Genomic DNA, 13414 nt, shown 5'->3' with positions numbered 1-13414 from the left:
CGGAGCGTGGTAGCTCGCTTATTGGCGAGTCGGAAAAGTTGCAGCGTTAAAAATCTAAGTATTTTCTCTTACCCTGCTACCCAACCCAAAAATCCCGCCCCAAGCGCTCTCTAAAATTCCCTAAATCTAAAAACCTCTGATGTCTCGAACTTACACAGCCACAGGAATCAACCTCAAAAGCGCACCGATGGGAGAATCCGACCGGCTGCTAACAATTTTAACAAAAGAACATGGTTTAGTTAGAGCCGTTGCACCCGGAGCCAGAAAACAAAACTCAACGCTATCGGGACGCAGTGGCGTATTTACCATCAACCATTTGCTTCTACACAAAGGCCGATCCTTGGATAAAATCACCCAAGCCGAAACCGTAGAATCCTACCCAGGCTTAAGCCGAAACTTAGGTAAACTAGCATCGGCACAATATCTAGCCGAAATTGCCCTCAGCTTTGCCCTCAGTGAACATCCCCAAGAGGCACTTTTTACTTTGCTGTGTGAACACCTGAGTCGAATTGAGCAATTAAGTGGCCACCACCCAGACTCGCGTCTACTGGCTCTGCTTTCTCACGGAGTATATCACCTGTTGGCCCTTGATGGCATCGCTCCCCAGGTTCACTCTTGTTGTCTCAGCCAGCAGTCTTTGATTGCTGATTTTGAGAATCCCTCGTTTTTAACCGGCTTCAGTATTATTGCCGGTGGCTGTCTTAGCCTCAAAGCAATCGAGCGATTAAACTCAAAAACCCAAAAACCCGAACCAACCAACCCCAGCCAAAACCTCGGCATTGAGCGCACGCCCACTGTAGAAAGACCCATAAAAATAGATAGCAAACTTGATTCTCTTCAACTCGCTTTTTTGCAACAACTTGCTCAACCAGACTTAAATGCTATCCCCCAGCCAATAACCACTGCTGAGGCAGGCTATATTCAACAGTCATGGGTAGCCGTTGAGCGCATTTTGCGCCACTATGCTGAATATCACTTAGAGCGGTCAATTCGATCTGCCGCCCTCATCGATACCTATTTTTCTCCCCTGCCTTCTTCCCCGGTGCAGTTATGATGCTACTATCTGAAACGGAAATAAAAACTCATCTGCCAGCGTTAAAAAACTCGTCTCTGGAGGCTTCCCCCATTAGCCACCATCCCAATACAGGGACTCATAGTATTTCTCCCTACCGTTCTAACACCAATGGCCCAGGTTCTAACTCAGAACCTTCTAGTCATTCTATTGACTCGCCTCCCCCAGATTCTACTATTCCAGAAAACAACGGCTCGACAAACGGCAAAAACCCCCAAAACGAAGAACCGCCCTCGCCTCCTCCTCCAAATGAAGAAGGTTTTGGGCCGGTGTTGAAAAATCGCAATTTTTTGGCCCTCTGGAGTGGACAGGTTTTTTCTCAATTGGCCGATAAAATTTATCTGGTCTTGATGATTGCCCTTATCGCTACGCGGTTTCAAGCTTCTGGTCAAACTATAAGCTCTTGGGTATCGGCAATTATGATTGCTTTTACTATACCTGCCGTGTTGCTCGGTTCGCTGGCCGGCGCTTTTGTTGACCGATGGCCTAAAAAAGCGGTTCTGGTAGCTACTAATTTATTGCGCGGTTTTTTAGTTCTCTCTTTGCCGGTTCTTTTGTGGTTGTGCGAGGGCAAACAATTGGCTGCTTTGCCTTTGGGTTTCTGCGCTATGTTGGGTGTGACTTTTTTGGTTTCTACTCTCACTCAATTTTTTGCACCGGCAGAACAATCGGCCATTCCTTTGATTGTTGAACGTCGTCAACTTTTGGCTGCTAATTCTCTCTACACTACAACAATGATGGCGAGTGTTATTGTTGGTTTTGCGGTGGGAGAACCTTTGCTGGCTCTTGCAGACAGCTTTTTAGGTCATTTGGCAATTGGTAAAGAAATTGTCGTGGGGGGTAGTTATTGCATTGCCGGTTTGCTTTTGTTGATGTTAAAAACAGGCGAAAATATTACTCCTCAACAAGGCGAATATCCTCACGTTTTTGAAGATATCCGCGATGGTTTGCGTTATCTCAAAGCTAATGTGCGCGTTCGTAATGCTTTGATTCAATTGGTGATTTTATTTTCGATTTTTGCTGCTTTGGCTGTTTTGGCGGTTCGTTTGGCGGAAGTGATTCCAGGAATGAAGGCTTCTCAGTTTGGCTTTTTGATGGCTGCCGGTGGTGTTGGTATGGCTGCCGGTAGCACGGCTTTGGGTTATTTTGGTAGCCGGTTTTCTCACCTCCAGTTAAGCGTAGCCGGTTCTTTTGGAATGGCGGCTTCTTTGCTGGGTTTATCTCTTTTTGCTCAAGAACTCGTGACGACGCTTTTATTGGTGGCTTTTTTAGGCGCTTTTGGGGCTATTGTTGGCGTTCCTATGCAAACAACTGTCCAAGCAGATACGCCGGAAGAAATGCGCGGTAAGGTGTTTGGTTTACAAAATAATGCGATTAATATTGCTTTGAGTTTACCTTTGGCTTTGGCCGGTGTGGCTGAAACTTTTTTTGGTCTTAAAGTTGTCTTTTTAGGGCTGGCTGCTTTGGCGCTTGGCGGTGGGGTTTTAACTTGGTACATTTCTCGGTACGGGAATTCCCCAAATCATCAATCGTGACAAATTTAGCATCACTTGCTATTTTGTTTACCAAGGTAAATCAAATGCTAGGCAAATCTCCTGGGGGAAAGGTAAAAGTCCGTCTCTTTTCTTTTCCCTGCTGCGTCAAAGTTCTAATTTTTTATTCTTTTTTTAAACGATAATGCACATCGCTTGGCTTGGAAAAAAATCTCCTTTCTGCGGCAATGTTACTTACTCTCGTGAAATTACTAATTTGTTGTTAGACCGTAATCACGATGTGAGTTTTTTTCATTTTGAAGAGGCTTTTGATCCGGAAAACTTTTTTCCGTCTTTACGTTCATCAAGTAGGATGGCAGGTTTCTCTCGTTTGAGTTCTCCCAAGCCTTTAATTAATTCTAATTCTCCGGAAACCAATGGTTGGTTAAGTAGTGAAGTTTCTTTGCCTTGTTTGTTTAAGTCTACTATTTACACGATTCCTACTTTACGATCTAGTAAGGTTTTAAGTGAGTCTCTGCGAAAGCTTAAACCTGATTTAGTTCACGCTTCTTTAACGCTTTCGCCTCTGGATTTTGTTTTGCCGGAAATTTGCGAAGATTTGGATTTGCCTTTAATTGCTACTTTTCACCCGCCTTTTGACCGCAAGCCTCGCAATATCACTTCGGGAACTCAACAGTTAATGTATCAGTTATATGCGCCTTTTTTGGCTAATTATGATTGTACGATTGTGTTTTCAGAAATTCAGCGGGAGTTGTTGATTAAGTTGGGGGTGCCGGCTCAAAAGTTGGCGGTGATCCCTAATGGTGTTGATGCTTTAAAATATTCTCCCGGTTATTCTAATTTTAAAGAAGAAATTGGGGCTAAAAGAATTTTTGTTTATCAGGGTAGAGTGGCAATAGAAAAAAATGTTGAGTCTCTTTTGAAGGCTTGGAAAAAGTCGGAGATGTCTGCAAGTTCCCGGCTGGTTATTGTTGGGGATGGGCCTTTAGCGCCTTCTTTAAAGTCTTCTTATAATGAGGATCATGGGGTTATTTGGCTCGGTTTTGTGGGGGATGAAGACCGGCGCATTGAGATTTTGCGGGGTTCGGATGTGTTTATTTTGCCTTCTCTGGTTGAAGGTTTATCGCTTTCTTTGTTGGAAGGGATGGCTTGTGGTGTAGCTTGTTTGGCTACTGATGCGGGGGCTGATGGTGAGGTGCTTTCTGACGGCGCTGGTGTTGTTTTGAAAACTGAAGGGGTGGCCGGTCAGTTGCGGACGCTTTTACCAATGTTGGAGGAGCAACCTGAGTTTACTAAGATTCTTGGTCAAAAGGCTCGCCAGCGGGTGATTGAACGTTATACACTCAGCAATAATATTACGCAGTTGGAACGGCTTTATCAAGAAATGGTGCAACAGCGTCGGGAGGTTGTTGTTAGAGGTTGGGTTTAAAAATGTTGTCACGTCTTCCTCAAAAGTTAACAACAAGGGGGAAAGCTTTATGAAGTATGAGATCCAGCGCTTTCCCCGGAAAAAATAGGTCTGCTATAAGCTAGAAAACCTTTGTCTTAAACGTTATTGCCAAAATTAGGAAATAGTAAGTTGACAGAAAAATTAAGGATATTAATAAGGGATATGCGAACATGATTACCAAATAATTATCCTAGAAAATAAGAAATTCTATTTGTTAGATGAAGTTTGTCTTACACCCGCTCAACCACTTCGCTAATATTTTCACTGATAATTTCAGCAGTATTTTCTGCCTCAGCAATGCCTTGAAAAGAAAGAATTTCTTGAATTAAGGGATTATCTATCACTAACTTTTTAGCCGTCATAAACTCAAAAATTTGGGCTTGTGTAAACTTTTCAGGATGCCGGTTTTGATAAACTACACAAATTGCTAATAATGGTCTAATTTCTTCTGGCTTCAATACTAGCCACTTGCCGCCCAACTCTCCGGTTAACTGCTGAAGATAATGGCTTGCTTGCCAATGATTGGGAATTACTTTGTCTGCGGAACGAATTAAACACCCGGCAGTTAAATTAAATTTTTTGTATTGCGTTAAACGTTTTAAAACGGCGGCAACTTTTTGCGGGTGTTCGTCTTGCATAAGGGCTACTCCTAGCTTGACAAATTTACCCTTTTTTGTTCCACTAACTTGAAATTGAATGCAGCCGCGATTAGCAGAAGTTGGGCGAACTTCCTGCGTAACTTCTTCAATTTTAAAATCATTAATTGTTTGGCCAATTAAAGCTTGCAAGCTAAATAAAATCGCCCCCACCATTAAATTATTTTCTTCCCAGTGTTGGCCTAAATCAACATTCAGGGCTTTCTCAAAAGCTTCTTTTATTTTTTCGGCTGGATCTATTTCAGCAGGACGGAAATTTTGGGCGCACCATTCCAGCAGTTGCCGTAGGGTGATTTGTTCTCTTGCTAAAGCTTTTAACTGACCGCTATCAAAAGGATAAATCGGCGTTGGCGGCGTTAAAAAATTGCCCCTATAAAATTCTTGTAAAGTTACAGAAACAAACTCGATAATTTCCGCTTCGGTGATTTCTTTTAATTGAATTACTTCTCGTTTACCTGAAAGATAATTTGGAATACCGGCCGGCAATGTTAAAATTTTTTCTGTCCAAGTAGCGGGACTCATCACCGTAACAATGGCAATACTGTGAGCCAGCGAAACTCCCTGCAAACTATCACACAAACGTTTAGCTAAACTGGCAACAATTCGGTCACGTTTGAAGCTATTGTCGCCAATTTCCCCAGCATCAATATCGTCAAAACAAACTACAACTGGATAATAATCTGCCATTAAGGTTAAAATTTTTACCACCATTTCCCAGGCCATCGGTTCGAGGATTGGGCTATTATGATTTGGCAAACCCAATTCATCCGCTTTCCAAGGAGCAAGCATTTTTCCGGCTAACCATTTGAGCGCAAAAGGTGCTTGAGCGTTGCAAAGTGTCCAGACAAGCGCTCTGACAATATCAGGTTCGGGAATATCAGGCCGGGTTTTAAAAATAGTTTCGGTTAATTGATTGATCCAGGCTTGATTTTTGCTTTGACTGTAGCCGGCCAGTTTTTTGAGTAATTCCAACGGCCCAAAGGCTTTAGCTGTAGGCGTTAAGTTCTTTAAGGCAGTGTTTATGATTGCTGTTGCTAACTGTTGAGATTGCACTGTGCCGTAACTACCTTGACGGCGCAAACTGTCAATTAAGCTGTGCAGAAATTGCGTTCGCAAAAGGTTAACATCGTTAAAATGATTAGCATTTATATAAACAAATAAACCGTTTTGTTCGGTTTGGAGGCGATGGCGAATTCGGGATATTAAATGACTTTTACCGGTGCCTGAGTTGCCGGTGATCGTGGTTGCTTGCAGTTTTAAGTTGCCGGTGTGGTGAAGCAGTTGAAAAACGGCATCGGAGGCGTGTTGGTTGAGTGTCCGCACATCTGCCATACCAGGAGCCCAAATCTCGGATTCTCTGACAGCAGCCAAGCGGTCAAAGGGGTTATCACCGGCAATTGCAGCATTGATAGATTTTAACGGAGAAATAAAATCACGAGCCATAGCCATTGTTACAAGGTGATGAAGTTTCCCCTCTTTGAGAGGATTGTTTTCTGAGTCTCTATTTACTATTGTTGCTTGTTAAAACTCAAAACACCGCCCCTGATCCTCAAAATACTTATAAAATGGGTAGATTTTTTTGTCGTAGGTATTTTAAAGGCCGCCTCCACAGTGGTGAGGCATAGTTTTTATCTTAAGTTAATATATTTTATCAATTTTTGCCATTCTCAGTAAAACTACATAGCCCCTCAACCCAATAATATCCCCACAATAGCTAAAGTTTTTTCAAATCAAATCAGCTATTCTCTTTAGCGAAGTTCGCCAATATATCCCTATGAAACCTCTAGTTTTTGCGAGCAGGCTTTCTGGGTTTTGTCGCCTCCCCGCTTTGGTTTCTACTGCTGAAAAACTTGCTTACACATTTATGCCAGCCTAAATTTATTCTCCCAGCCCGGAAAAATTTTTATCTTTTTAAAAGCCGGCCATTATGTTGATTTTTTGCGGTGCATTCCTTGTTTATTTTTTTCCCCCTAAAGTAGGTTGAGTGAATTTCCCCAACCTACCCTTGTCAATAAGTTAACCGGCCAAAGTCTCTTTAGCTCGTTCAATATTGCCGCGTACCGCTTCGGCGGAAGCTTTAAGGGCGGTTTGTTCTGCCTCCGTTAAAGGCAATTCCACCACGCTTTCCACCCCCCGGCACCCCAACCGGCAAGGAACACCCAAAAACACATCATGCAAACCATATTCTCCCTTAACATAAACGGCTGCCGACATCGTGCGCTGTTGATTAAGCAAAATACTTTCTACCATTAAATAAGCGGAAGATGCGGGGGCAAAATAGGCACTGCCGGTTTGCATTAATTCTAAAATTTCTGAGCCTCCATTTCGGGTACGTTCTACGAGGCGATCAATGGTTTCTTTGCTCATTAATTCAGAAATAGGCACACCGCCAACGGTGCAATAACGAGGCAAAGGCACCATTAATTGACCATGATCTCCTAATACCATCGTCTGAATATCTTGGATCGAAATTCCCAATTCCATCGCAATAAACGTTTTAAACCGGCTTGAATCTAAAACCCCTGCCATGCCAATAACGCGACGTTCTGGCAGTCCGCAAGCCTCCCAAGCCAAATAAGTCATCACATCCAAAGGATTTGTAACAACAATTAAAATCGCATCTGGTGAATTAGCGATAGCTTGTTTAGCTGCATTTCTAACAATACCGGCATTAATTTTAATTAAATCTTCTCGATTCATGCCAGGTTTGCGAGGCGAACCGGCAGTTATAACAACCACATCGGAGCCAGCAGTATCTTTATAATCATTTGTACCGATAATTTGGCGGTCGTGGTTTTCTACGCCGCGTGCTTCCATTAAATCTAGGGCAATGCCTTTTGCCATTCCAGACAAAACATCTAGCAATACCACATCCGCTAGGTTTTTTTCAGCGATGCGTTGAGCAAGGGTACTGCCAACTCTACCGGCACCAATTACCGACACGCGCCGGTTTACACAAGTAGGCGGGAAAAATATAGAAGTCATTGTTAAAGGCTCTCGTTTCTTTTCTTTCTGCTTTTTCTTTTTGTCCTGGCATCAGGATTAAGAATGTGGAAAGAACGAGCGAGATATCTTTAGTTTGTGGCCGGCTTTTTTTAAAGTCCCCACAAGTTAATTTATGGCCCGCCGGCAGAGGATTTTTGTAGGCTTCTTGCTTCTGGGTTTGGCAGAACCGCCAATATCAAAATAAAGTCAAACCCGTTGAAGAGAACCTGTCCTTAGAAAAAACAACAGATGAATAGGATAGGTTGTTAATTTTTTCCTTGAAGGTTTGCAAGAAGGCTAGTTTTTAATCCGATTTCTTCCCACGTTTCTTTACTTTATTTCTAGCACGGCAAGGGAACGACAGTCTACCCCAGCTTAAGTTTGCTGGGGCTATTGCCGGTCTTAACTATTTTGCTTTTTCAAGTTGCTCCAAACGTAACCAAATATTGGGCGTAGGAACTTTACCAAACTTAACAAAGGCATAGTCGCCTCGCATATCGACTATTTCACCATCGCTTTCAAACAGATAAGGAGGGAAACGGGGGTCGCTTGCTTTGGCTTCGAGGCTATTTTGCAGTTTTTCTCGGACTGCACGCACGAGATCGCCTCTCTTGAGGGCTGCGTCTTTTTTTTCTGGTGGCATATTTGGCTTTTTGCTTTTAATAAGTTCACATTTCTTTAAAAATTTTAACGGTCATTGGTCAGCGCCGGCACAGGGGCACGTCCCCTACATTTGTAATTTGACAATTGGCCCATTGTCTACATTTGACAACGGGGACAAAAATGGCAAGATCGACCGGCCAAGCGAATTTTTTCCACCGTCGTGCTGCAAACTCGGCACGGTTGACCGGCCCGATTGTACACCCAGGCCATCCCCGCATAGTTTCCATTAACGCCTTTCACCGAAACATAGTTACGAATCGTAGATCCGCCTGCTTCAATAGCTTTTCCTAAAACCTCAATAATCGCAAGCCTTAAACGCTCAATTTCTTGAGGATTCAAATCGCTACAAATCTTGGTAGGCGGTACTTTAGCTAAAAATAAAGCTTCATCAGCATAAATATTTCCCACCCCAGCCACGATGCTTTGATCGAGTAAAGCGGTTTTTACAGGCCGTCTAGTCCGCTGCAATTTTTTCGTGAAATATTCCAGGGAAAAATCTTCAGAGAAAGGTTCGGGGCCAAGTTGAGCAAGGCCAGAAATAATAGCACCGGCATCAGTTTGGGGAGGCACCAACCACATTTGGCCAAAACAGCGCTGATCAACAAACCGTAACTCTTGATTATCGGGCAAAAATAAGCGGACGCGGGCGTGTTTTTGCAAAGGAGTATCTTGAGGCAAAACTAAAAGCTGGCCGGTCATCCGCAGATGAACCCCTAAAAGAGGAGATTCGGGAAAGATGATTTCCCCCTTTTCTGGGTTCATGCCAGTTTTGAGTGCCGCCAAAAGGTATTTACCGCGCCGGTACCACCGGCAGATCGTCATACCTTTAAGGCCGGTCAAAAACTCCCCAACAGGAAAAGGATGGGCGATGGTGCTATCACGCAACACATCCCCACCCAAGATAACTTTGCCCTGGGTCAATTGATTTAGACCCCGACAAACCGTTTCAACTTCAGGCAGTTCTGGCACAACTTAACGCTGTTCCGTACCTTGGTTGGGACCGCCTTCTACCGGCACTGCACCCTTCTTGTCTGAACCGGACTCTGGGGTAGCACTGCCTTTAGCCTTGGTTTGGGTACCTTGGCCAGTGCGGCGGGTAGCCGGATCGAGGGTTGTTTGCTTGCCACCGGGGGCTGCCGGAGTAGAACCTTTGGCCTTGGCCTTGGGCGGTTCAACTTCAAAGACTTCGTTAGGCGCGAAGTTGTTGGTGTTGACACCGGCGTAGTTGACCTTATCAAAACGAACGATGACGGAATATTTAATACCGCTTTGATCCATCGACGCTACAGTGCCGACATCCTGATACCAGTACGACTCTTTGCGGAGAATCCGAACCTTAGAACCACGCTGTACCATGTGTTTTTCTCCCTAAGTGTTGTTTTTAACCACACAGCTATGCGTTCAGCGTACTATTCCTAAGCGGTGGTTTGCTCACTCGGTTTTTTAATTTTTGTTACTGACCGTGAAATAAAGGGCCAAAACCGCAGTTTTTCCCAGAGCAAAATCAGGAATTTTGCCAACGAATGCGGACAAAATGAGCCTGTCTGCCCCAAATGTCGCGGGTTTGGGAAATATTTTCGACAGCCAAGTTAAAGGGGATGGCAGTTGTGACATAGCGTTGGGCAAGTTGGCCTAAGTCGGGGGCCAGTTGAGCAGCAGTGCTGGCGGCGAAGCCTAAACCAATTAATTGCTCAATGGGGCCCCTCGGAAGAATTAAATGGATGCCCAAAGCGAGGCCGGCGGTTAACAGCATTCCCACAGAAACATTTGTGCCGCAACGGGGGTGAACGGCGAGCTCCCATTCGCCGCTGGTGATGCGATGCAAAGCGGTTTTAACAGCGCGTTGCAGTTGGGTGGTGCTGACGTTGCCATAGAGATAAAAGCCGGAGTCGGTGGACATTCCCCCCAACAGTTCGTTATCCACTGCGGATTGAGAAATGCGAGGGGAGGTGGGGGGCGTTTGGGTTTCGCTGAGCACCCAGACTGTGGCGTGTTCTAAAGCGTGTACTTGCCGCAGCATGAGCAGTTCTTTGAACCCTGGGATAAATTCCAGTTGCTTGAGGAATTCGGCATCTAGGGTGGGTTGGGGGGAAAAATCAAAGGGAGACTGGCTCGCCTGTGGGGTAGCTTGATCGGCTGTGGTCATACAGCAACCCTCCAAAAGCTGATTGAGTTATTTTGCGTCTGTTTCAACTTTAGCTTTGCCTCAAACAGGCTGTGGAAAATTTTTAGCTGGATTTTATTTTATGGGTGTCCCTGGATTTTAGTAAAAAATACTTAGTTTGCTTATTTATATAAAACTTAAAGCAGCCGGTTTTTTTTGAGTGGCAAGTCGGCTGCTGAAGTTTAATTAAATTAAATATGCTGTTTAAATGTTGGAGAATTTCTATTGTTTAGCTTTTGGATCGAAAGGCTGACCGTCTCGAAATATCCCGCTGTAGCGTCTGCCGTTGGCTTGAACTAGGGTGCCTTGGCCATGAGGCCGGCCTTGGCGTAATTCGCCGTCGTAGCGGTCACCATTGCGATACCGGCAAGTACCTTTGCCGTCTAAGTTGCTGTTGTAAAACTGAGCTTCACAGCGGGAGCCGTCTCTACGGACTAAGACACCCCGGCCAAGAATAACGCCTGTAAAAAATTCACCCTCATAGCGGTCGCCGTTGGGGAAGGTGAAACGGCCCCGTCCTTCGGGTTGGCTGCTAATGACGTTAGTCTCTACATTGCGGACAATCTTAAACGGCCCTTCATAAGTGCCATCAGGAAAGATGGATCTGCCATTGACAATTAATCCATCTTGAAACACGCCATCGTAGCGGGAATCATCGGCAAAAATAAACACGCCCCGACCGTTAGGCCGGCCATTACGCCATTCACCTTCGTAGCGGTCGCCGTTGGCGTAGACATAGATGCCCCGGCCATTGGGTACGCCATTACTGAAGCTGCCAATATAGTTGTCTCCGCCCTCATAATTGCATTTAGAACCGGGGCCGCTGGGGTTCGGAATACAGATAGGCGGTCTGGGGCCAGTCTCTTGTGCTACTGAGCGCAAAGGATGAGTGATAGAACTGCCTAGCTCTAGCAAAACAGATACCCCTAGAACCCAGGCTAATTTTTTTAAGTTTTGTGGCATTGATCGAGTTCTCCAGTTTAAATTTTTGAGTTTGGCTTTTGTGGGACGGAATTTTCCTGAGCCGGGAAAAAAAATGAGTAAGAAATTGGGAGTAGAAACCAGAAAAAACTCTTGCCGGCTAGGTTTTTAATGTGCGGATGTGTTTTTTTTTATTCTGCCTAATTGCGCGAGTTAGGGCCGGGGTAATAGGGGATTTAAAGCCCGCGATGGCAATGTTTTTTTCTTGGGAGTGGGTACTGGTTTCTACTTTCCAATTGTATAAATTTAAAAAATTGTCCGCAATTACGGACATTTGTGATGAGTGTCAACTTTGGTTGACGTTTTCCACCTCTGGGAATTGCTGGACGAAGGAAATTAGAAGACACAGATGTGATTTGTCAAAAGGCTTTGGTCATTGGTTGTAGAAAAACAGGCCACAAAGGACTTATGACAAAGGATAGCGGGGTTTTGATCGGCCAGACTATGAACTTGCCTGAGCCGGTTTTTCTGCGGTGGCAGGTTTTTCACCGACGGCTTTGCTGACCTCAACGCCATTTTCTTCCAAAATGACAATCGGCTCGCCTCCGGCACTGATGATCACCCGTTTAACTAAGATTTCCCCATTAGATAAACGCTGTCCTACCTTCACATAACGGCTAGTGGCTTCGTTTGGTGCTTTGACAATAATTTGCGTTTCATTGCCCACCTGGACAACACCGGTGACTTCAGTTGCTCTCGCCAAAGTCGGATCGGGCGGCGGCGGCGGGCCTTGGGGGGCGACTGGAACAGGTGGGGCCGGTGGTACACTTGGCCCGATCTGTGCCGGCAACTCAGGCAAATTTGGGACCTGCCGGCTTTCTGATTTTGGTAGCGAAGGCGGCGGGGGCGGTGTGGGGCGAGCAGGGGCGACTGCCACCGGCCCGCGTCCACCCGTAGCCGGAGATGGTGCTGTTGGCCCGCGTCCACCCGTAGCCGGAGATGGTGCTGTTGGCCCGCGTCCACCCGCAGTCGGGGGTGTATTGGCTCTGGCGGTACGATTTGGCAATTCTGGGCCTATTCTGTTTGGCAAATTCGGTAGATTTGGCACTTGTCGGCCCGGTGCGGCTGGATTTTGGGCCGTTTGACGGGGAGTGCCGGGGCCAGCCGCGACGGTGCGCGGCAATTCTGGGCCTATTCTGGTTGGCAACTCAGGCAAATTTGGCACTTGTCGGCCCGGTGCGGCGGGATTTTGCGCTGTTTGACGGGGGGCCCCCGGACGAGCGGCGACAGCGCGGGGTAGTTCTGGGCCTATTTTGGTTGGCAACTCAGGCAAATTTGGCACTTGTGCCCTGGATGTATTGGGAAGGGTAGGTCTGATCTGGCCGCCTGGGCCGGCATTGGCAGTTCTTAGTGGCAGGGGCAGTTCTGGCCCAATTGCCCTCGGCTGTCCGGCCAAGGTGGTGCTTTGCCCTGTTTGAGATGGCAGTCTCGGTAGGGTTGGCCCTGCCTGTGTTCCGGTTGTTGTTTTAGCTTGCTGAATGGGCACCGGCACAGGCGGTACAAAGGGATTAGTGCGCCCGGTCTTGACTTGTTCTTCTCTGCGATCTGGGTCAGTCGAGGGCGCTAAGCCGGGGGGGATCGGAGGTGGTGCCGCCGGGGCTGGTGCCGGGACTGGTGCCGGGGCTGCTGCCGGGGCTGAGGCTACAGGTGTGCTGGGGGCTGCCGGGGCTGCCGGGGCTGCCGGTGTAGCGGCATTGGGAGGCGGCGCTGGGGGTGCGCTGCTGTCCCCCCCGCAGGCGGCCATCATTGCTAGTAGGATTCCTATGGACACTTTCAATAATATTTGACGCATCATTGCCTTTCCCCAACCGCTTAAATTCTAAAAAAGCCTATTTACCACAAAATGCTAACACGAGCAATTATTCTCGCTACTATTATTGAATGCAATGGCGGCCTGTTGCGTCAAGAGATGTAGATTCTTACTAATGGTTCAACCGATAAGGAGGGGGG

General features: G+C 46.2%; 11 protein-coding genes. 3 read left to right on the top strand and 8 right to left on the bottom strand.

Features of this window, described 5'->3' with window-relative positions; translation table 11 throughout:
- The first annotated feature begins 139 nt into the window (after positions 1-139).
- From recO to NG798_RS05655, 3 genes are all read left to right on the top strand, one after another.
- A complete protein-coding gene (gene recO, locus NG798_RS05665) occupies positions 140-1054 on the top strand; it encodes a DNA repair protein RecO (RefSeq protein ID WP_261220951.1) in 915 nt (304 codons plus the stop codon).
- A complete protein-coding gene (locus NG798_RS05660; protein WP_261220949.1) occupies positions 1051-2607 on the top strand; it encodes an MFS transporter in 1557 nt (518 codons plus the stop codon). The genes recO and NG798_RS05660 overlap by 4 nt, the downstream gene beginning before the upstream one ends.
- A gap of 142 nt (positions 2608-2749) precedes the next feature.
- Positions 2750-3994: a glycosyltransferase family 4 protein gene (locus NG798_RS05655; protein WP_261220947.1), complete on the top strand. Its 1245-nt coding sequence runs from the start codon at positions 2750-2752 to the stop codon at positions 3992-3994.
- A 251-nt stretch (positions 3995-4245) separates the two neighbouring features.
- Here NG798_RS05655 and NG798_RS05650 read toward each other — a convergent pair whose 3' ends face one another.
- The 8 genes from NG798_RS05650 to NG798_RS05615 form a co-directional block, all read right to left on the bottom strand.
- The gene (locus NG798_RS05650) at positions 4246-6114 is read right to left on the bottom strand and encodes an ATP-binding protein (protein ID WP_261220946.1); all 1869 of its coding nucleotides are present in this window, start codon (positions 6112-6114) and stop codon (positions 4246-4248) included.
- A 573-nt stretch (positions 6115-6687) separates the two neighbouring features.
- Complete coding sequence (gene mdh, locus NG798_RS05645; protein ID WP_261220944.1) at positions 6688-7656, bottom strand: malate dehydrogenase; 969 nt, start codon at positions 7654-7656, stop codon at positions 6688-6690.
- A gap of 406 nt (positions 7657-8062) precedes the next feature.
- Entirely contained in the window at positions 8063-8299 is a 237-nt protein-coding gene (locus tag NG798_RS05640) for an NAD(P)H-quinone oxidoreductase subunit O (protein ID WP_261220942.1), read from the bottom strand.
- A gap of 116 nt (positions 8300-8415) precedes the next feature.
- Positions 8416-9288, bottom strand: a complete 873-nt coding sequence (locus NG798_RS05635; protein WP_261220940.1) for a DNA-formamidopyrimidine glycosylase — start codon at positions 9286-9288, stop codon at positions 8416-8418.
- Positions 9289-9291: 3 nt separating this feature from the next.
- Entirely contained in the window at positions 9292-9675 is a 384-nt protein-coding gene (locus tag NG798_RS05630; RefSeq protein WP_261220938.1) for a photosystem I reaction center subunit IV, read from the bottom strand.
- A gap of 148 nt (positions 9676-9823) precedes the next feature.
- Entirely contained in the window at positions 9824-10465 is a 642-nt protein-coding gene (locus NG798_RS05625; protein ID WP_261220936.1) for a DUF6391 domain-containing protein, read from the bottom strand.
- Positions 10466-10705: 240 nt separating this feature from the next.
- A complete protein-coding gene (locus NG798_RS05620; RefSeq protein ID WP_261220935.1) occupies positions 10706-11446 on the bottom strand; it encodes an MORN repeat-containing protein in 741 nt (246 codons plus the stop codon).
- Positions 11447-11906: 460 nt separating this feature from the next.
- Positions 11907-13259: a hypothetical protein gene (locus NG798_RS05615; RefSeq protein WP_261220933.1), complete on the bottom strand. Its 1353-nt coding sequence runs from the start codon at positions 13257-13259 to the stop codon at positions 11907-11909.
- Between the last annotated feature and the right edge of the window lie 155 nt (positions 13260-13414).

The organism is Ancylothrix sp. D3o, assembly GCF_025370775.1.
In the GTDB taxonomy this organism is placed as follows: Bacteria; Cyanobacteriota; Cyanobacteriia; order Cyanobacteriales; family Oscillatoriaceae; genus Ancylothrix.
This window is presented reverse-complemented; position numbering and strand designations above follow the sequence as displayed.